This is a genomic window from Desulfitibacter alkalitolerans DSM 16504 (genome assembly GCF_000620305.1).
GTDB lineage: Bacteria > Bacillota > DSM-16504 > Desulfitibacterales > Desulfitibacteraceae > Desulfitibacter > Desulfitibacter alkalitolerans.
In genome coordinates this window covers 599,781-619,464 of the sequence record NZ_KK211100.1, presented here as the reverse complement: position 1 = coordinate 619,464, position 19,684 = coordinate 599,781, and the positions used below count along the sequence as shown (strand labels likewise).

Here is a 19,684-nt window from a genome sequence, read left to right as displayed (position 1 = left end):
AGTAATGTTTAAAAAAGGAGTTGGGTTGTTTGTAGTTTTATTATTCATGTTAGCAGCTGCTGTTGGTTGTGGAGGCACAACTGATAAACCTGCTGACAAGCCTGCTGATGAAGCCAAGGGTTTTAAAGTTGGTATGGTTACAGATGCTGGTACAATTGATGACAAATCCTTTAATCAGGGGACCTGGGAAGGCGTACTAAAAGCAGCAGCAGACTTTGGTGTGGAGACAAGATATTTAAGGCCTGCCGGTGAAACTGAAGCACATTATATTACAGAGATCGGAAACCTGTATGATGCTGGATTTAGATTTATTGTGACTCCTGGGTTTAAATTTGAAACAGCAATATTTGCAGCACAAGAAAGGTATCCAGAAGCAAAATTTGTATTATTAGATGGATATCCCCATTCAGGTGACTGGGCACCGGTTGTTGGAGACAATACAGTCTCAATTTTCTTTGCAGAGCACGAATCAGGCTTTTTAGCAGGTGTTGCAACTGCCCTGCAGTTACAAGAAGGTGAAGCTGGTTTTATTGGTGGTATGGAGATACCTCCAGTTCAGAAGTTTAACTGGGGCTTCCAGCAGGGAATCCAGTACGCAAATGATAACTTTGGCACTAATATGGTTATAAAACCAGAAAACGTGATTTACCAGGGAACCTTTGACAACGTTGCTGCAGGTCAGCAATTAGCAGCACAGATGTACGATAAGGGAATAGACGTTATCTTTGCTGCTGCCGGTGGCGTGGGTGTTGGTGCTATCAACGAGGCTAAAACCAGGGCAAGAGCCGGTGCTGAAGTCTGGATTGTTGGAGTTGACGTTGACCAGTATGCTGAAGGTATTTATGAGGGAGATAAATCAATTATCCTAACATCAGCCATGAAGCGTATTGACCAGGCTGCTTATGACATGATCAAGGCAGAAAAGGAAGGCAGCTTCCCTGGTGGAGAGATACTCACATTTAGTGCACAAAATGATGGTGTTGGTATTCCTGCCAAAAATCCAAACCTAAGTGCCGAGGTTGAAAGTAAAGTTGCTGAGGTATTTGCTCAGCTAAAGGCAGGAAGTCTTGTAGTATCAGATGAACAAGGTGACTTGATCAAGTAAAAGTAACCAATGGATTAATTATAAAAGAAAGGGACGGTTAATCCGCCCCTTTCTTTTTGAACAATTTTCATTAATATGGCAAATAAAAGCAGGGTGACAAGGGGAGGGGTAGCTATGGAGTATGTTGTTGAAATGCAAAAAATTCGCAAGGAATTTCCTGGTGTAGTTGCCTGTGATGATATTACCCTCCAGTTAAAAAAGGGAGAAATTCATGCGCTGTTGGGGGAAAATGGTGCAGGAAAGTCTACTTTGATGAGTATTCTTTTTGGCCTTTATCAGCCTGATAGTGGAAGTATTAAGGTCCGGGGCAATAAGGTTAATATTCTCAATCCCAATGTAGCTAATGATCTTGGTATTGGAATGGTTCATCAGCATTTTAAGCTGGTTCACAATTTTACTGTAACAGAAAACATTATTTTGGGAATAGAACCAAGAAGGGGATTGGTTGTTGATAAAGCTTCAGCAGCAAAAAAGATAAAAGAGCTTTCTGAGCAGTATAAGCTTAATGTAAATCCCTATGCAAAGGTTTTTGATATTTCTGTTGGCATGCAGCAGCGAGTAGAGATACTTAAGATGCTTTATCGCAAGGCGGATATTCTCATATTTGATGAACCAACAGCTGTATTAACCCCTCAGGAAGTACAAGAATTAATGAAAATCATGGGCGGCCTTATTGGGGAAGGAAAGTCTATTATTCTTATAACCCATAAACTAAAAGAAATCAAGGCTATTGCTGACCGCTGTACAGTTATCCGCCGGGGTAAGTATGTGGGCACAGTAAATGTAGCATCAACTTCCCAGGAGCAGCTGGCAGAAATGATGGTTGGTAGAAAGGTTTCCTTTAAGGTAGATAAGGAAAAAAGAGAGCCTGGTGAAGCTATTTTGAGGTTGGAAAACCTGTCAGTTAGAAATAGCCAAGGGGTTCTTGGTTTAAAGGATTTTTCATTAGAGGTACGCCGCGGAGAAATACTTGGCATTGCTGGTGTTGATGGCAACGGCCAATCAGAAATAGTACAAGCCTTAATAGGCCTTAAAAGAGTTGAAAAAGGCAAAATATTTTTTAAAGACAGGGACATTACCAATCTGCCTATTCGGGAAAGGATTAATATGGGCTTTTCCCATATTCCAGAGGATAGGCATAAGCACGGACTTATTCTTGACTATACCCTGGAAGAAAATATGATTTTAATGCTGTATTATCAACAGCCCTTTGCCAAAAATGGCCTTATAAACTGGGACAAGGTCCACCAATATGGAGAAAAAATTGCTGCCGAATTTGATGTACGTGCTGGACAGGGAGGTTCCTCTTTGGTCCGTTCGCTTTCTGGTGGAAATCAACAAAAGGCTATTGTTGGTCGTGAAATTGACAGGGATCCGGACCTTTTAATTGCTGTTCAGCCCACCAGAGGACTGGATGTTGGTGCTATAGAATATATTCACAAGCGCCTGGTAGAGCAGAGAAACAGGGGCAAGGCCGTTCTTTTAATATCCCTGGAGCTTGACGAAATTCTGGATATTTCAGATAGAATCGCCTGCATCAATAATGGGGAGTTAGTTGACATTGTCAATGCTGATGAAACCAACGAATATGAGATTGGTCTCATGATGGCAGGAGTGAAAAGAGGTGCTACAGCTTGAAATTAAAGGTTAACAATGAATATATACTGTCTTTGGTTGCTGTAGTACTGGGGCTTATAGCTGGCGGTATTCTCATGCTGGTTGCTAAGAATAACCCCATTGAAGGGTATATATACCTATTTCGTGGTGGGCTGATGAATATCGAAAGAATAGGCAACACTTTGGCAACTGCTACTCCTCTGATTTTTACCGGTCTTTCAGTAGCCTTTGCTTTTAAAACTGGATTATTCAATATTGGTGCAGCGGGACAAATGCTTATAGGTGGCCTTTGTGCTATAGCCATTGGTCTAACCTTTGCCTGGCCAAAGCCTATTCTTCTTACAGTAATGCTCTTTGCCGCCATGCTGGGTGGAGGTCTGTGGGCTGCACTGCCTGGTTGGCTTAAGGCAAGGTTTAATGTTCACGAGGTTGTTTCCACCATTATGATGAACTGGATTGCTTACTGGACTGTTTACTATACAATTCCAGCCTATTTTAAAGGGCAGTTCCTGGAAACCGAGTCTAGAAGAATTCCCTATGAAGCATCACTAAAGGTGCCATGGCTTACTGATTTGTTTAATGGATCTTATATAAATCTAGGCTTATTTGTTGCTGTTATCTTTGTAATTATCATTGCTTTCATTCTTAACAAGACAACCTTGGGCTATGAGCTAAAGGCTGTGGGCTATAATAGACATGCGGCTGAAACTGCAGGAATAAATGTTAATCGTAGTGTCATTCTTTCCATGGTTATAGCAGGTGCCCTGGCCGGCCTTGGCGGTGCAACGTTTTATGTGGGATATGCATCAAATATGCAGATTGGAGTTCTGCCATCACAGGGCTTTGATGGTATTGCAGTAGCACTTTTAGGAGCAAATTCGCCAGCAGGTGTTTTGGGCGCGGCTCTATTTTTTGGTCTGCTTCATACTGGTAAGGGCTTTATGAATGCCATGACAGCCATACCTCCTGAAATAGCCAACACAATAATTGCCGTTATTATTTATTTCGCAGCTACCAGCATCCTGATACAAAGGTACTGGGAAAAGCTCAGGAAAAAGCTGGGGGGTGCCAAGTAATATGTTAGAAACAATAGTGTTAATTTTTCCCTATGCTATTGCCTTTACTATCCCCTTGTTGATTACTTCCCTTGGGGGATTATACAGCGAAAGAAGTGGTGTAGTTAACATTGGTCTTGAGGGACTTATGGTAATGGGCATGTTTACTGGAGCTATAGTTATTTCACGTTTGGAATTTATATATCCCGGTACTGCTATTTGGATTGGTCTTTTGGCAGCTTGCATTGCCGGCGCCCTGTTTGCCCTGCTCCATGCCTTTGCCTGCATTACCTTGAATGCAAATCAGGTTATTAGTGGTATTGCAATTAATATGATTGCCGGAGCTCTTACAACCTTTCTGGCCAGAAACATTACCGGCAGCGGCAACATCCAGATTGTATATGGAATGGCAAGAAAAAACATTAATGTTCTTTCTGATATTCCCATAATAGGCAAGCTTTTTTTCACCATGAGCTATCCTACAACATGGCTGGTATTAGCAATATTACTGGTATCATGGTTTGTACTTTATAAAACGGCTTTTGGATTAAGATTAAGGGCATGTGGAGAGCACCCTCATGCTGCCGATTCTGCTGGTATCAATGTGTATGTAATGCGCTATATTGCTGTTATGATATCTGGCGCCCTTGCAGGTCTTGGTGGAGCAATTGTTATTGTTACCTATTCAGGTGAGTTTAATGGGACAGCTGCAGGTCTAGGGTTTCTTGCCCTTGCAGCGTTGATTTTTGGTCAATGGAAGCCTCTTGGCATACTAGGTGCTACATTGTTTTTTGGTTTCGCCAGCACCATAGCCAATGTATCCCAGGTAATCCCGGCCTTTGCCGTTATTCCAGGGATAGTCTTAAAAACCTTTCCCTATATCTTTACCCTTATAGCTCTGGTGATTTTTTCAAAATCATCCCAGGCTCCAAAAGCCCTTGGGGAACCATATGACAAGGGTAAACGTTAGAAAGCTTAAAGCCCAGACTTTTTAGTGTTATGGGCTTTTCTTTTCCCATGGTGTTTGCAGGAATTTCGAAAATTAACTAGAAATGTTTATGTTAAAACTGTTATTTAATTCACATAATAGCTCCCCGGGAGGCATTAATGATGACTTTGGTAAGGGACTTCATGGAAAGGAATTTTCAGACACTAGCCCCAAAGAATACACTGCTTTGGGCTTTAAAGCTGCTTAGAACTAATCGTATTAGATACATTCCAGTTGTAGAGAATGATATTTTTGTTGGTCTTATTTCTGAAAGAGACTTGAGAGATATACTTCCTTCAATTGTTGAAGAGTGTGACATGGAACTGTTGAATTTAACCTGTGTTCAATCAGTGATGCTTGATCAGGTTATTTCAGTAACAGAAGACACAAAAGTATTAGAAGCAGCCCAGCTTATGATAAACAAAAAGATTGGTTGCCTTCCAGTAACCATGGATAATAGAATAATAGGTTTATTTACTGAAAGAAATGCCATTAAGGGGCTTATTTCCCTGACTGGTTCAAATGAAATATAAAAAATTAATAATTATCCTCCTTTTCTAACATAATATAAATAACTTTTTGGTCATTAGGAGGAGTTTATGAATGGTATATTCACAGCCTGAAAATGCCAGTTCTAGCTTTAAATGTGCTAACTGTGGAACCATGTTTTCCCTGACAGAGAATAAATCAGGGGAGTGTCCTATTTGTGGCTATCATTGCAGCGAGGACAATTGTAGTATGGTGGATGCTTCAGATGAGGATTACTAAATGGTAATCCTCATTTTTTTTTAGTAATAACTTAAACCATTAGAAGGATTAACTACTTGTATAGAGAATTAAGAATTGTATAAATTAGAATGAAAATTTGAACAATTGTCCATGGGAGAGTGACTGTAATGATTTTTAATACATTAGAAAAGCCTCTTTTTTATGACGTTGAAGTTCTTATGAAAAGAAAGGAAACTGATAATTCCTTTACTTTTCAATTTGCTTTTATAAAAAAGCAAATAGTAACAAAACTAGAATTTGTGCCTGGGCAGTTTAATCTATTAGAAATACCTGGTTTGGGGTTATATAAAAGTACCATTACATCCAACCCTAATAAAACAGATTTTTTTGAGCATACAATTCATTATGCAGTAAAAAATAGCATTGAATATAAAATTATTGAATCACTCATGGAGGGAACAGTAATCAAGGCTGCAGGGCCCTTTGGAAACGGCTGGGCAAAATCTAGTCTTCAAGGAAAAGATCTACTTGTTATTGCAGGTGGATTGGGCTTTAGGAGCATTCGACCAATGCTGGATTATATTGAGCATCGAAGAGTTTTATTTAATGAAGTAGAGGTTTTATATGCAGTGAAAACCCCTAAAGATTTTCTTTACTCTTATGAGTATGAAAGATGGAAAAATGCAAAAATTGACATGGAATTTATTGTGGAAAATGCTCCATATAATTCAAATACTCAATATAAGAAGGGGCTTATTGTGAGTCTTTTAAAAGATATGAGAATTTCAAATGAAGAGACAATGGTGCTGATTTCTGGGTCTGAGATGATGATCAAATTTACAATAAACTTTTTATTTAAAAAGCAGTTTTCAGAAAAGCAGATTTATATCAGTCTAGATTATTTATTAAATAAACCGGATAGTAATTGGGTAGGTCTAAATGGCCCGGTTTTTTCTCTGGAGCAAATAAAAAGTTGGCTGCTGCAGTAATAAAATTACTTGCTTTGCAGAACAATATAGGAAAGTGAAACTTGCCATAAGAAAAAAATGCAAGATGTGGTGCAAAGAAATGAACATGATATGTCCCTTGTGTAATGGATTAAGAAATCTACAGGAGTACACGTGTCCCGGCTGTGGGCATAATATGCAAGATCAAGGCAGGGTTAACGGATTTTTTGGTCCATACAGCCCCTATGAAGAGCTGGAAGCTGCAAACAGCCCTGATGAAAAATGCGTGCACTTGATTAGCTGTCCAAGGTGTGGTAATGATTTTAGAGTGAATATAGATTTAGTAGAGATGTAGTTGTACCTTATCCTTCTCCCTTTGTATGGAGTCCCATCTTACTAAATCTCTTATTAAGCTGTTTTTAATTAATTTAGACCATGCTTTTTGCAATCCTTCTACATATTTATTGTTGAGGGATGATTTTTTTTCTATCAAAGGACATTGGTAAGGCAGTTCAAGGGTTTCCCAGATTATTTGTAAGTTGCCATCCATCGTAAGATTAGGTGCCAGGGGAAAGGTTCTGCACTGGATAGGGCGTTTTTCCCTTGGACAAGGCTTTAAGCACCTTGCATAGTAAACAGGCTGAACCCAGCTATAAGGAAAATCATAGTCCTGGGGGTTGTGTATCTCCCAGGATAACCAGTCCCTATCTGCAGACGTAAAAACTTTTTCTTCACCTGGCAGCAAATACATACCCATGTTCTGGTTGTGGGTTTGGCAGCAGGCAGCTTTACAAAGGCTTCCACAGTCAATGGCAGCTAGAGGTCCCGGATCCAACAGGGCATATATTTCAAGATAATCTTCTAATGTGAGTTCCAATTTAATATCTCCTTATCCTATTAATGCTTATATTTGATGCTATTTACAGTGTTCTGGAGTGGGAAAATGTCGTCACTTATAGATTCTATACTATATTACATAATTTTAATAGGTTATCCAGGGATTTTTTTCGCAATGTTTCTTGAGGGTCTGTCAATACCTTTTCCTGGCACTTACCTTATTATATTTGCAGGGTTTTTAGTAGCTGGAGGCCTGTTGTCGTTTTGGCCCACCTTGCTGTCTGGGGTTTTAGGTTTTACCCTGGGTTCCATGGGTCCCTTTTTCATGTCCTTTATCTGGGGTAAGAAACTGCTAATTAGAATTAAAAAAACAAGCAGCAGCTATTATAGAAAAATCCTATCAGGTCAGGAATGGCTTGAAAAATACGGCCCAATGGTGGTTGTGTTCAGCAGGCCTTTATTCTGCGGCAAATATGTGTCCTATTTTGCGGGAATGGCAAAGATGTATCCTTCCAGATATTTCTGCTATACCCTCATGGGAGCTTACCTGTGGTGCGGTGGACTATTAGTCCTGGGTGTGTTATTTAAAAACAACTGGCAGCTGCTTGTAACCTATTCATCTATGGCTTTCCCAGGTGTAATAACTCTAGGCATAGTGTATTATATAATTATTCGTATTTATTATAGATTAAGGGTGTAGGCTAATGAAGCTGAAGGAAAAGCTGGTGGAGTTTTGTAAAAATCTAGGATTTGATTTGGTTGGCATAATAGAGCCGGAACCACTAAAGGAAAGATTAGAAGTCCTTCTAGACAGGCACAAAAAAGGCTATAATTCTAATTTTGAAAACAAGGATATTAACCTGCGTATTTCACCCCATTTGCTATTACCTGGAACCAAGTCAATTCTTGTTCTTGGACTGGGGTATTGCTCAGAAGTCCATTTTAAGGATCCTTTAAAGGGACAGGTTGCTAGATACGCAAGGGGTAAGGACTACCATGTAGTCATGAGGAAGAAAATGACCCGGGTTGTTGAATTTTTAAAAGCCCTACAAGGGGATTTTCAATATAAAATTTTGGTTGACAGCAGTCCCTTAATTGAGAGGCTTCTTGCAGAAAAAACAGGCTTGGGCTGGATTGGCCAGAATACTTGCTTTTATACTAAACCCACAGGCTCATGGATATTCATTGGCGAGATCTTGTTGACAATTGACCTTGGAATTCACAAGGCCGATGGTATACGCGGTGGTTGTCAGAACTGTCGTATCTGTATCAAGGCATGTCCTACAGGGGCCTTGGAAGGTGAATATATCCTAAATCCTCATAAATGCCTGGCATATGTTTCCCAGGCCAGGGGGGTTATTCCTAAGGAACTAAGGGAACTGATGAGGCATAACCTTGTGGGTTGCGACATCTGCCAGGAGGTATGCCCAAATAACAGGGGAGTTTTGCCTGGTGGAAACGAGGATTTTAAATCCATGGATTTTCATAATATAGACATCAAGGACATATTAGGTATTTCCAATACAGATTATAAAAGGCTATACACTGGGTCTGCATTTGGCTGGTGTGGAAAAAAAGTTTTGCAAAGAAATGCTATTGTTCTTCTTGGGAACCAGAAGCAGCCTGAAGCAATTTCCTTAATAAAGCCCTTTTTAAATCATCATGACTATAAAATGAGGATACATGCTGCCTGGGCTTTAGGCCAGATTGGCGGCAGTGAAAGTAAATTACTACTTGAAAAAAGAATGGTAGAGGAAACCAATCTAGAAGTTGTTAACGAAATTAAAGAAGCCCTGGATAAAATACAGCAGAAAGCATCACACTATACTTAACAGGAAGACGCAGGGACTTCCATCATCTTATTCAAATAAATGAGCTATTTCTCAGTGTAATAATGTGAAATAGGTACAATTAGGTGATGCTCAAAATGATTCAAAGGAGAAAGCACAGTGAAACTTCGCATGGTATTTATAGGTTTATTATGCCTTATTATTTTTTCTGCCTGTAATCAAGGTCCCCAGCAAAAGCCCAGCCTTCCAGAGGGAAAGATTGGGGTTATTTTTACCTTAATGGAAGAGGATATTGCTCAGATAATGAAAAAAACCATGGAGGAGGAAGCACGTAAACAAAATGTGGTTTTAGCCGTGGTGGAAATGGCTCCTACCCAAGAAGAATTAAGGCAAAAGGTTGATGAAATGCTTCAGGAGGACATAGATGCTGCAATTATTCAGTTTGGTCCGGGAAAAGGCAGCAGGGAGATTGCAACAAAAATAATGGAAGAGGGTATTAAGCTAATTTCCATGGGCACAATGCCTGAACAGGTTCCCCTGGATGGACATGTGACTCCTGACTTTGTCAGGATTGGACAGCTGCAAGGTAGTTTTATAAGTACAAGCCTTAAACAAACCCAGGGTGAGGTTGTAATATATACCTTTGATACTGACGCAGTTGCTTTTGCAGAAATGGTTGACGGGGCAGCAGCAGAACTTGAGGAAGCCCAAATTAAGTATACTGTTAAATATCTGTCTCCTGATGATATAGAAGGGGCCGCAGATGCTATAGCACGGGACTTAAGTCAAAATTTTAATATTATTGGTGCCATCTTTCCGTCTAGCCTACTAGCCCTAAAGGGTGTGGAAGCTTTAGATGCTGTGGGCAGAGACCCCCAAGTAATTACATTAGGTCTAGGTGCCAACAAAGATGCTGCAGAAGCTATAAAGCAGGGTTTACATGATGGGGAAGTGGATTATATGCCCCAAATGCTTGCTAGAAATGCTGTTATAGCAGCTGCCCAGCTTATCAAGAATGATCAATGGGATAGTGATGAGACCCTTAAAAATGGAAATTTTGATGTACCTGCTGCAATCATTCCTGTGAGGCTGATAACTCAAGAAAATACATACCTTTTAGATGAGCGTCTGAAACTGATTGAGGGCCAGGAAAACAGCAGCTCAAATCAAAATAACCAGGGAAACCCACAATCATCAGGCAGCGGCCCTATGAGTTTAACAATTGAGACTAAAGAAGGAAGACAAGTACAGGTTCAAATTCCCAAGCCCATTGCTAATTTGGAGGTTGGACCCAAAGAAGATGGGGAGCAGACTCCTCTAATGTTAACTATAGAAACAGTTGAAGGTCAGACTATTGAGATGGAGATACCCGGGGAGATTGTAACCCTGCAGCTGCAGCAGGCTGAGAAGGAATGAATATGAAAAGGTCGAGAAACATCTCGACCTGGTCTAACTTGATAACATAGCAAAACATTGAGGATTATCTATAAATGCTTTATAAATAGGTTTATCATTTACCTCACATAAAGGCTGTTCTATGTTTGGAGCGGCTTTTATTTTTAAGCCCACTGAGTTTTTATACGCAGGATTTTTAATCCAATCACCCTTGCCATTTTCAGTTTCTACATAGAAATAGGCGGCTCCCAATTTTTCTAAAAATGGTTCCGGACTAGAGTCTACACTTGTTGCAATTAAATTAGCAACAACCAGAAAACTGTCTCCCGGATTAATAGTGACATGGCCGTAATTTGATGGTATGTATACCTTATCCCCTGTTTTGGCTTCAATGGCAATAACCTCTTCAACCTCATTATTACGACCATTTTTTTGCAATAAAAATATAGCCTCGCCAGATAGAACTTCGCAGTATTCTGAATATGTTTCCTTGCCTGTGTTTTTTAATGGATGGAAATGACCGGCAGTTTTAATAAACTCTTTACCTATTTTACCTGATAAAAGGACAGTAATATCGTACCGTATACTATATTCTCTAAAAACTCCCTCATCCTGTTGGAAACATATATTTTCGTATCTATAGTACAAGGGGTCCTCACTAGGTTTTGTCTTATAATAATAGACTTGCAGTGCGTCTTTTAGTCTGCGAATTTCTGGATCGACAGGATGAATTATTCCTTCGGTAAAAACTAAAACACCTCTATCCGTCAGAATAATATCTGTACCAAATATCATTAATAAAGGCCTCCTTGGCAACTTCTTTTTAGATAATTATATTATAATTTAAAAAATAATACAAAAGAAAAACAGGAAAATATAAAACTATAAAATATTAAAAAATAACCAGCTCACATCATCCGGCTGGTTATTTTAGCTTTACATCTTGACCATATTATTACCACAACATTCCTGTTCTACACTAGATGTGCTGCTGCATGTTTTACATTGGTAAGCGCCCTGCCTAACAGTTGATCTGCCACAGCAAAAGTCTGGTAATCTTGAGGTTTTCCCACATTGACTGCATACGTAAGCCAAAGTATTCACCTCCACCCATTTTATTATTTAATTCTATCTATAAAATACCCATTATTTAGTAATATTACTCATACCATATAAAAACCTGCAATATATTTTTTAAGAGAGAAGTATAATGTACTTAGTACCTGAATGAGGGGGAAAAGAATGGGATTCTTAAATGAGCTGCAAAAAACACAAGAAGGTTTACAAAAAATCAAATGGGAAGGAACTTTTACAGATTATCTGCTAAAAGTTAGAGAAAATAAAAACATTGCAAGGTTGGCTCACAGCAGAATTTACCACATGATTGCATCCCGCGGTATAACTAAAACATGGGGGCTGCAGCAGTATAACTTTTTTGCTTCGGATCTTTTTGGGTTAGATAAGACCCTTGAGAAAATAGTTGAAGATTATCTTCACCCTGCAGCAAGAAGATTAGATACTCGAAAAAGAATTTTGGTTCTGGTAGGCCCAGTAGGAGGCGGGAAGTCAACCATAGTTAACATGTTAAAAAAAAACCTGGAGAAATATTCCAGGACAGAGGAAGGGGCTCTTTATGGAATAAAGGGCTGTCCCATGCATGAAGAACCCCTGCACCTGATTCCAGAGGAAATGCGAGAGCTGTTTTACCATAAATATGGTATATATATAGAAGGAAATTTATGCCCCACATGCAAAACTAATCTTAAGGACAAGTATAATGGAAACATTGAAGATGTAAAGGTAGAAAGGGTTATCATTTCCGAAGAAGAAAGGAGAGGCATAGGAACCCTTAGTCCTTCAGACCCAAAGTCCCAGGATATCTCTGAACTTACTGGGAGCATTGATTTTTCAACAATCTGCCAATATGGCTCAGAATCAGACCCAAGGGCATATAGATTTGATGGGGAATTAAATAAAGCAAATAGAGGTATAATGGAGTTTCAAGAAATCTTTAAATTTGATGAGAAATTTTTGTACAATTTATTAAACCTCTCCCAGGAGGGTAATTTTAAAGTGGGCAGATATGCTTTAATTTCAGCAGATGAAATGATAATTGCCCACAGCAACGAAACAGAATATAGAAGCTTTATAAATTGCCAAAAAAATGAGGCCTTGCGCTCTAGGATGATGTTTATACAAGTTCCCTATAATCTAGAGGTAGGTAATGAACTAAAAATCTACGAAAAAATTATTAAAACAAGTGATATAAGTGTTCATATAGAACCCCATGCCCTGTGGACTACTGCAGCCTTTTTGATTCTAACAAGGCTCATGCCTTCAAAAAATCAAGGCTTGACCTTGATTAATAAAATGAAGCTTTATAATGGAGAACAGGTAGAAGGCTTTTACAAAAAGGATGCAGATGATTTTAGGCGAGAGTTTTCTAGAGAAGGAATGGAGGGTCTTGATCCCAGATTTATTATAAATGTAATTTGTTCAGTACTTGGTAAAAGACACAATAAATGTGCAGGTTCACAAGATTTCTTAAAGGCTTTAAAAGTCGCGTTAAGGGAAAATGATATGCTCATAAATGAAGTACGGGAAAAATATCTTGGGTTTTTAGAACAAGTGCGACAGGAATATTTTAGCAAAGTCAAAAAAGACCTATTTGCTGCCAGCAGATTTTCTTTTGCAGCAGAAGCAAGGGTGGTTTTTAAAGAATATCTTGAGATGATTTGTGCTTTTGTAAAGGGTAAGGCTTATGATGAAAGCTTTATGAGAGCATTAGAGGAGCATATGAATGTTAGTGAAAATGCCAAAAAAGGCTTTAGAGAAGAGATATATGTAAGATACAGCGGTAACACCACAGTATACTTAGAACATGAACTAGATGAACATAAATTATTGAAGAATGCCATTTTTGAAAAGCTTTTCTTTGATTTAAGAGAATTGCTTAGGTTAAAGCTGGCTAGTTATTCTAAAGATGATAAGAAACTACAAGAAATTATCCAATTTCTTATTGTTGAATATGGGTACTGTGAGGAATGTGCATTAAAACTGCTGCAAACTATTAATAGTTTAACATACAGATAAAACAAATCCACAAACAAACAAATAGATAAAAATACTTTTAAGCAGCATTCTAGTATGCTATAATATAATGTAGAAAAATATTGTTTTGGGCAATGGCGTCCTTAATAAACCTGCCAGACAGCAGGTTTATTAAGGACGCCATTTTTATGGTATGCCGTTTTGTATACCAATTTGATATAAAAGGGGTAAAAACCATGCCAACTAATTGTGCTACCACAGGCTTGATAGAACTGGACAAAATAATTGACAAGTTGAGAATAGGGGACAATGTGGTCTGGCAGGTAGAGGATATTAATGATTATCATCACTTTGTAACCCCCTATGTAAACAAGGCCCTGGCTGACGGTAAAAAAGTGGTTTACATGAGGTTTGCCCGCCATAAGCCATTGGTTGGGGATGGAGAAGGAGCTATCATATATAACCTGGATGCCCACAGGGGTTTTGAGCATTTTTCCTCACAGGTTCATAATATTGTGACCCAAGAGGGGGAAGATGTGTATTTTGTATTTGATTGTCTAAGTGATCTACAGGCAATATGGGCAACAGACACCATGGTTGGCAATTTTTTCATGATAACCTGTCCCTATTTATTTGAGTCAAGAACAATAGCTTACTTTGCTATTTATAGAAATAATCATTCATTTAAAACTATAGCTTGTATAAGAAAGACTACCCAGCTGCTGATAGACGTGTACAACTATGATGGAGCCCTTTATGTTCATCCGCTAAAGGCCTGGAAAAGATACTCTCCAACCATGTTTTTACCCCATAAAAAGGTTGGTGAGAGTTTTATTCCAATAACAAATAGCCATGATACTACCATTCTCCTCTCCTACATGGCGGCAAAAAGAAATGAAACTTCTAAAAGACATCTGGATTACTGGGATCAATTATTTTTAAAAGCTGCTAATATCTTGGAAAGGCCTTCTACAGAAGGTGAAAAACAGGAAATGGTTGAGCAGCTTTGCAGGATCATGATTGGCAGAGAAAAGAGAATACTGGGTCTTGCCATTGACAACTTTACACTAGAAGACCTTTTAAGCATCAAAGCCAGACTTATTGGAACCGGATTTATAGGTGGAAAGGCAGCAGGAATGCTTATTGCCAGAAATATTCTTTTAAGAGATAAAACCTTTGATTGGCAAAGCCATTTTGAACCTCATGACTCCTTTTATATTGGTTCGGATGTTTTTTATACCTACCTGGTTCAAAATGGTTGGTGGAAACTGCGCATGAAGCAAAAGGCTAAAAAAGGATATTTTACTGAGGCTCAAAATTTAAAAGAGAAAATGTTAACAGGAGAATTTCCTGAAGAGATTAAAGAACAATTTTTGCAGATGATAGAATATTTTGGTCAGTCTCCCTTTATTGTTCGTTCCAGCAGCCTGCTGGAGGATGGTTTTGGAAATGCTTTTGCCGGAAAATATGAGAGTATTTTTTGCGTGAATCAGGGTTCGCCAGAGGAAAGGTACAAACAATTCAAAGAGGCAGTTCGCAGAATTTATGCTAGTGTTATGAATGAAGATGCCCTAGCATACAGGCTGCAGAGGGGTCTGGATCAGCATGACGAACAGATGGCACTTCTGGTTCAAAGAGTATCCGGCGCCTACTATAATAATTACTTTTTCCCTTATCTGGCTGGAGTTGGCATATCACACAATACCTTTGTTTGGAACAAGGACCTGGACCCTGAAGCTGGAATGCTGAGGCTAGTTTTCGGTCTAGGGACCAGGGCAGTCAATAGGGTTGAAAATGATTATCCCAGACTAGTTGCCCTGGATGCCCCATTATTGAGGCCCCATGCAGGCCTGGCAGATATAAGAAGATTTTCGCAGCATTATGTAGATGTACTAAATGTACGCGACAATAAACTTGAAACAGTTCCCCTAAAAAAATTAACCAATGATAAATTAGACTTAAACCTTGATTTAATTGGTGTTCGAGACCACGAATCCATTAGAAAGCTCAAGGACATCTGTGATATAGACGAGGACTTATGGATACTCAATTTCGATAACCTGTTCACTAAAACATCCTTTAATACAGTTATGAAAAAAATGCTTAAAAAACTGGAAGCAATTTATGCCTATCCAGTTGATACTGAGTTTACAGTTAACTTTACCAGGGATGGTTCATTTAAGATAAACCTTTTGCAGTGCCGTCCTTTACAGACCCAAGGAAGTGACGAAAAGGTTACAATCCCAGAAAACCTGGATGATAAAACAGTAATTTTTAAACTTGAAAGCAGTTTTATGGGTGGCAGCATTGCTAAAGAAATCCAAAGGGTTATATATGTTGACCCCAAGAGCTATAGTGAGCTCTCAAATTTCCAGAGACATGAGGTTGCCCGCACTGTAGGTAAATTAAACAAGAAAATCCAGGATAAGGACAAAACACCTACTTTACTGTTAGGGCCAGGAAGATGGGGAACAACTACACCTTCATTAGGTATACCGGTAAGCTTTTCGGAAATAAATAATATAACGGTAATTGGTGAAATTGCCTATAAAAGCGGCAGCCTTACACCAGAATTGTCCTATGGAAGTCATTTCTTCCAGGATCTGGTGGAAACTAATATATTCTATATAGCAATTTTTCCTAGTGACCAGAATGTGGTTTTTAATTGGGAGTGGTTTAACTGCCTTCCAAATGAACTGTTAGATTTCTTGCCGGAAAAAGCAGATTACAGCCATGTGGTCAAAATCTGCAATTTAAAAAATAATAAGGCAATGATTCTAGCAGATATAGTTTCACAAAAGGTAATTTGTTTCACAACATAATTAAAAATAACAAAATAATTGGGGGTCGTAAGAATGTTAATTACACAAGAAATCATGGATCAAGTTATCAAGAGAAATCAAAATGAGCCAGAATTTCATCAAGCTGTACATGAGGTGCTTGAATCTCTTGAGCCTGTTCTGGAAAAATACCCAGAGTACAAGGATCTTGGTATTATTGACAGGATAGTTGAACCTGAAAGGCAAATTGTTTTTAGTGTTCCCTGGGTGGATGACAATGGGAAGGTGCAGGTAAATAGAGGTTTTAGGGTTCAGTTTAACTCAGCCATTGGTCCATATAAGGGTGGCTTGCGTTTTCACCCATCTGTTAACCTGGGCATTATTAAATTTTTAGGTTTTGAGCAAATCTTTAAAAACTCTCTAACTGGTTTACCAATTGGTGGAGGCAAGGGTGGTTCTGACTTTGATCCAAAGGGCAAGTCAGAGGGTGAAGTTATGAGATTCTGCCAGAGCTTTATGAATGAACTCTTCAGGCATATAAGTGCAGATAATGATGTGCCTGCGGGAGATATTGGAGTGGGTGCAAGGGAAATAGGATACATGTATGGACAATATAAGAAAATAACTAACTTGTATGAGGGTGTATTCACTGGAAAAGGCATTCCCTATGGCGGTTCCCTGGGCAGAAAAGAAGCTACAGGCTACGGACTTGTTTACTTTGTTGAAGAGATGCTAAAGGCCAAGGGGGATTCCTTTAAAGGCAAAACTGTGGTAATTTCAGGTTCTGGAAACGTGGCAATTTATGCAGCAGAAAAGGCCCAGGAACTGGGTGCCAAAGTTGTGGCAGTATCTGATTCTAATGCATACATTTGTGATGAGGATGGCATCAAGTGCAATCTAGTCAAAAGGCTTAAGGAAGTGGAGAGAAAGCGTATTAAAGATTATCTCTATGATGTGCCAGGAGCCACATGTGTTGAGGACTGCTCTAGCATCTGGTCAATCAAGTGCGATATAGCCCTTCCCTGTGCTACAGAAAATGAACTGGACGGTATGGCTGCCAAGAAGCTTATAGAAAATGGTGTAATTGCTGTGGCTGAAGGTGCTAATATGCCATGTACCCCTGAGGCTGTTAAGCTTTTCCAGGACAATGGTGTTTTATTTGGCCCTGCCAAGGCAGCTAATGCCGGTGGAGTTGCCTGCTCGGCCCTGGAAATGACACAAAACAGCATGAGATTGCAGTGGACATTTGAAGAGGTTGATGCAAAGCTGAAGCAGATTATGAGAGACATCTATCTCAAGTGTGATAAGGCAGCAAAAGAATTTGATTTAGAGGGAGATTTCGTGGCTGGTGCTAACATTGCCGGCTTCCTGAAGGTAGCAGATGCCATGAAAGCCCAGGGAGTTGTGTAAGATAACAAAAACCTAAAGTTCAAAGGACAAAGTTTAAAGGACTATGTACACATAACACATGGTCCTTTATGATTCACCAGCAAGTCAGGCGGGTCTTAAAATATTTAAGAATTTTTTTTATTTTAATGGAACTTTTTGCTTTGGTTAATTGACTTATTAGTAGAAGCATAAATAAAGGGGGATCTTATGAGATTAAGCATTAAATTTTTATTTTGGATTTTCCTGGTGGTTTTACTTTCTATCCCTGTAGCCGGAGAAGAAAAGCAATCAGATTTGTCTGAGGCATCAGTGTATTATGAGAGATCTAAACATGGACCCATTGATGGATTTGATGTAAAAACAAGTAATTATCTAATAGAGGAGGGCTTTGGGAGAATAACTGATCGTGGAGATGGAACGGTAAGTTTATATGGCTATACTAGAGCAAATAAGATCTGCAATGAAATTAGCATACAGATCATCCTGCAGCGAAAAGATGGCTCATCTTGGACCAATATTCATTCCCATACATACCTTGCAAGATATGATGATTATGCTTGGGGATCTAGAGTTGTAGCAGTAGAAAGGGGGAAAGAGTATAGATTAAGAACAGTTCATAAAGCTAGTGACCATTCTGTAAATGATGAAATTTCACAGGTAACTGGATCAATTATTATTAAATAAGACAAGAGTCTATTTTAGGAGAACTAAAATATTTATGACTTCGTCTTATAAAAAAATTTTACTAAGGATTAAAAATATTAGCGAGGTGATGCCTATGATATCATTTGATATATCTAGTATAATAAAATAAATGAAAGGATGGGATGCAAGTGAAAAATTGCAAATATGTTTTTTTGTTTATCATAATCTTAATTGCTTTGTTTGCTGTATCGAATGTTGGAGCTTTAGATGTTGCTCTGGATAAAATATTTGATAATAGACTGCAAGGTTTTGAACACGGAGTACTTATTGAGTATGATGGCAGATTTGTTTCTGATGGATATGTGTTAAAAGATGGCAATATAGAAAAACTTAAAACCCAAACGAAATCAATAACAATTGAGAATGGTTACGGTGACAGATATACATTTGACTTTATGAAATTTTCAATGGAAGACAAGGTAGTATCTGTTAAACCTACAGTTGAAGGCGGCTCACATAACTTAATTGTTGGAGAAAATATTATTGTATTTACAGATCAAGCAGAAACTGGTTTATGGGTTGCTGACATAAATACATTGGATGCAAAAAACATTCAGCCTGATAAGGTTAATAATTTGTCTTTAACTGATCTGCTTAATAAAAAAATAGAACTTGAAGAAAAAGGAGAAGTGCCTATCGGAACATTTAGTTGGATATATAACCCTGTCCTTTCTCCCAATGAAGATACAATTGCTTTTATATCCAACAGAAATGGATTTCCAGACAATCTTCATCTTACTTTATGGATAACCGATATTAATGGAAACACAAAAGAAGTTGTTGATGAAAGTGACAATAATTCTGTTGCCCCTATTATGTGGGTTAATAATGATGAGTTAGTATACCTTGCTTACAATCCAATTGATGAATTAAAAATCGTAAATATCAGAACCGGGGAAAAAAAGCATTTGATGATGCTAGGTACTGAATTTTCTTTCAATAGTGCTCCGGCTAAAGGGCAGTATCTTCTATACAGCCCCATTAAAGGAGCAAGTCTAGTTCATGAAAATTATATATATAATGTAGTTACCCAAAAATCTTTCTCTCTGTTAATGCCAGAGGGCTATAAAAATGAAGGCTTGCATGTATGGAATGAAGCTGGAAATAAAATTGCTTACTATATTCGCAGCTCAGAAGGAAGCAGAAAGTTACTTGTAGCAGATTGTGCAACAGCTAAAACTGTAATTTACGAGCCCCCTACGGGAACAGAGTTTGAGCATATACCAAGTTGGTCTAACGATACGGTAGTTTTTTCTGCTAATGGCAAGTTATATAGCACGAAATAATGTTAGGAGG

18 protein-coding genes are annotated in these 19,684 nt (G+C 38.6%); 16 read left to right on the top strand and 2 right to left on the bottom strand.

Annotated features, from left to right (window positions below):
* Positions 1-4 precede the first annotated feature (4 nt).
* From K364_RS0108810 to K364_RS26640, 8 genes are all read left to right on the top strand, one after another.
* Complete coding sequence (locus K364_RS0108810; RefSeq protein ID WP_028307728.1) at positions 5-1,105, top strand: BMP family lipoprotein; 1,101 nt, start codon at positions 5-7, stop codon at positions 1,103-1,105.
* A gap of 114 nt (positions 1,106-1,219) precedes the next feature.
* Positions 1,220-2,743 carry an ABC transporter ATP-binding protein gene (locus tag K364_RS0108805; protein WP_028307727.1) on the top strand — a complete coding sequence of 508 codons (1,524 nt, stop codon included), beginning with the start codon at positions 1,220-1,222 and terminating at the stop codon, positions 2,741-2,743.
* Complete coding sequence (locus tag K364_RS0108800; RefSeq protein ID WP_028307726.1) at positions 2,740-3,798, top strand: ABC transporter permease; 1,059 nt, start codon at positions 2,740-2,742, stop codon at positions 3,796-3,798. The genes K364_RS0108805 and K364_RS0108800 overlap by 4 nt, the downstream gene beginning before the upstream one ends.
* Position 3,799: 1 nt before the next feature.
* Positions 3,800-4,747, top strand: a complete 948-nt coding sequence (locus K364_RS0108795) for an ABC transporter permease (RefSeq protein WP_028307725.1) — start codon at positions 3,800-3,802, stop codon at positions 4,745-4,747.
* Positions 4,748-4,884: 137 nt separating this feature from the next.
* A complete protein-coding gene (locus tag K364_RS0108790) occupies positions 4,885-5,298 on the top strand; it encodes a CBS domain-containing protein (protein ID WP_084295628.1) in 414 nt (137 codons plus the stop codon).
* Between the two features lie 70 nt (positions 5,299-5,368).
* Complete coding sequence (locus K364_RS26645; RefSeq protein WP_156946431.1) at positions 5,369-5,533, top strand: Rpo12/RPC10 RNA polymerase subunit family protein; 165 nt, start codon at positions 5,369-5,371, stop codon at positions 5,531-5,533.
* Positions 5,534-5,661: 128 nt separating this feature from the next.
* Positions 5,662-6,483 carry a ferredoxin reductase domain-containing protein gene (locus K364_RS0108780; protein ID WP_028307723.1) on the top strand — a complete coding sequence of 274 codons (822 nt, stop codon included), beginning with the start codon at positions 5,662-5,664 and terminating at the stop codon, positions 6,481-6,483.
* Positions 6,484-6,562: 79 nt separating this feature from the next.
* Positions 6,563-6,796 (top strand): hypothetical protein, encoded by a 234-nt coding sequence (locus K364_RS26640; RefSeq protein WP_156946430.1) that lies wholly within the window; start codon positions 6,563-6,565, stop codon positions 6,794-6,796.
* On the opposite strand, the gene K364_RS0108770 is transcribed toward K364_RS26640, so the two are convergent.
* Positions 6,782-7,318 carry a hypothetical protein gene (locus tag K364_RS0108770; protein ID WP_051533894.1) on the bottom strand — a complete coding sequence of 179 codons (537 nt, stop codon included), beginning with the start codon at positions 7,316-7,318 and terminating at the stop codon, positions 6,782-6,784. The two genes, K364_RS26640 and K364_RS0108770, sit on opposite strands and share 15 nt — an antisense overlap.
* A 66-nt stretch (positions 7,319-7,384) precedes the next feature.
* On the opposite strand from K364_RS0108770, the gene K364_RS0108765 reads away from it, so the two are divergent.
* The 3 genes from K364_RS0108765 to K364_RS0108755 all read left to right on the top strand — a co-directional run bounded on the left by K364_RS0108765 (position 7,385) and on the right by K364_RS0108755 (position 10,484).
* On the top strand, positions 7,385-7,978 hold the full coding sequence (locus tag K364_RS0108765) for a DedA family protein (RefSeq protein WP_028307720.1): 594 nt from the start codon (positions 7,385-7,387) through the stop codon (positions 7,976-7,978).
* A gap of 4 nt (positions 7,979-7,982) precedes the next feature.
* Entirely contained in the window at positions 7,983-9,110 is a 1,128-nt protein-coding gene (queG, locus tag K364_RS23340; RefSeq protein WP_051533893.1) for a tRNA epoxyqueuosine(34) reductase QueG, read from the top strand.
* A 117-nt stretch (positions 9,111-9,227) separates the two neighbouring features.
* Positions 9,228-10,484 (top strand): sugar ABC transporter substrate-binding protein, encoded by a 1,257-nt coding sequence (locus tag K364_RS0108755; protein ID WP_028307719.1) that lies wholly within the window; start codon positions 9,228-9,230, stop codon positions 10,482-10,484.
* 33 nt (positions 10,485-10,517) lie between these two features.
* Here the strand turns inward: K364_RS0108755 and K364_RS23335 are convergent, their stop codons facing one another.
* Positions 10,518-11,258, bottom strand: a complete 741-nt coding sequence (locus tag K364_RS23335; RefSeq protein WP_051533892.1) for a glucose-6-phosphate isomerase family protein — start codon at positions 11,256-11,258, stop codon at positions 10,518-10,520.
* A gap of 447 nt (positions 11,259-11,705) precedes the next feature.
* Here K364_RS23335 and K364_RS0108740 point away from each other — a divergent pair, with 447 nt between their 5' ends.
* From K364_RS0108740 to K364_RS0108720, 5 genes are all read left to right on the top strand, one after another.
* Entirely contained in the window at positions 11,706-13,556 is a 1,851-nt protein-coding gene (locus tag K364_RS0108740) for a PrkA family serine protein kinase (protein WP_028307718.1), read from the top strand.
* Between the two features lie 194 nt (positions 13,557-13,750).
* Positions 13,751-16,336, top strand: coding sequence for a PEP/pyruvate-binding domain-containing protein (locus K364_RS0108735; protein ID WP_028307717.1), 2,586 nt, complete (start codon positions 13,751-13,753; stop codon positions 16,334-16,336).
* 33 nt (positions 16,337-16,369) lie between these two features.
* The gene (gdhA, locus tag K364_RS0108730) at positions 16,370-17,704 is read left to right on the top strand and encodes an NADP-specific glutamate dehydrogenase (protein ID WP_028307716.1); all 1,335 of its coding nucleotides are present in this window, start codon (positions 16,370-16,372) and stop codon (positions 17,702-17,704) included.
* Positions 17,705-17,890: 186 nt separating this feature from the next.
* Positions 17,891-18,367 (top strand): hypothetical protein, encoded by a 477-nt coding sequence (locus K364_RS0108725; RefSeq protein WP_028307715.1) that lies wholly within the window; start codon positions 17,891-17,893, stop codon positions 18,365-18,367.
* A 149-nt stretch (positions 18,368-18,516) separates the two neighbouring features.
* Entirely contained in the window at positions 18,517-19,674 is a 1,158-nt protein-coding gene (locus K364_RS0108720; protein ID WP_028307714.1) for a PD40 domain-containing protein, read from the top strand.
* The last annotated feature ends 10 nt before the right edge of the window (positions 19,675-19,684 follow it).

What these genes read in the sequence shown, in the direction of transcription:
- K364_RS0108805 (WP_028307727.1), top strand. Translation starts at nt 1,220, where the DNA reads ATGGAGTATGTTGTTGAAATGCAAAAAATTCGCAAGGAATTTCCTGGT.
- K364_RS26645 (WP_156946431.1), top strand. Translation starts at nt 5,369, where the DNA reads ATGGTATATTCACAGCCTGAAAATGCCAGTTCTAGCTTTAAATGTGCT.
- K364_RS0108810 (WP_028307728.1), top strand. Translation starts at nt 5, where the DNA reads ATGTTTAAAAAAGGAGTTGGGTTGTTTGTAGTTTTATTATTCATGTTA.
- K364_RS0108765 (WP_028307720.1), top strand. Translation starts at nt 7,385, where the DNA reads ATGTCGTCACTTATAGATTCTATACTATATTACATAATTTTAATAGGT.
- K364_RS0108735 (WP_028307717.1), top strand. Translation starts at nt 13,751, where the DNA reads ATGCCAACTAATTGTGCTACCACAGGCTTGATAGAACTGGACAAAATA.
- K364_RS0108725 (WP_028307715.1), top strand. Translation starts at nt 17,891, where the DNA reads ATGAGATTAAGCATTAAATTTTTATTTTGGATTTTCCTGGTGGTTTTA.
- K364_RS23335 (WP_051533892.1), bottom strand. Translation starts at nt 11,258, where the DNA reads ATGATATTTGGTACAGATATTATTCTGACGGATAGAGGTGTTTTAGTT.
- queG (WP_051533893.1), top strand. Translation starts at nt 7,983, where the DNA reads ATGAAGCTGAAGGAAAAGCTGGTGGAGTTTTGTAAAAATCTAGGATTT.
- K364_RS0108790 (WP_084295628.1), top strand. Translation starts at nt 4,885, where the DNA reads ATGATGACTTTGGTAAGGGACTTCATGGAAAGGAATTTTCAGACACTA.
- gdhA (WP_028307716.1), top strand. Translation starts at nt 16,370, where the DNA reads ATGTTAATTACACAAGAAATCATGGATCAAGTTATCAAGAGAAATCAA.
- K364_RS26640 (WP_156946430.1), top strand. Translation starts at nt 6,563, where the DNA reads ATGAACATGATATGTCCCTTGTGTAATGGATTAAGAAATCTACAGGAG.
- K364_RS0108795 (WP_028307725.1), top strand. Translation starts at nt 3,800, where the DNA reads ATGTTAGAAACAATAGTGTTAATTTTTCCCTATGCTATTGCCTTTACT.
- K364_RS0108740 (WP_028307718.1), top strand. Translation starts at nt 11,706, where the DNA reads ATGGGATTCTTAAATGAGCTGCAAAAAACACAAGAAGGTTTACAAAAA.
- K364_RS0108780 (WP_028307723.1), top strand. Translation starts at nt 5,662, where the DNA reads ATGATTTTTAATACATTAGAAAAGCCTCTTTTTTATGACGTTGAAGTT.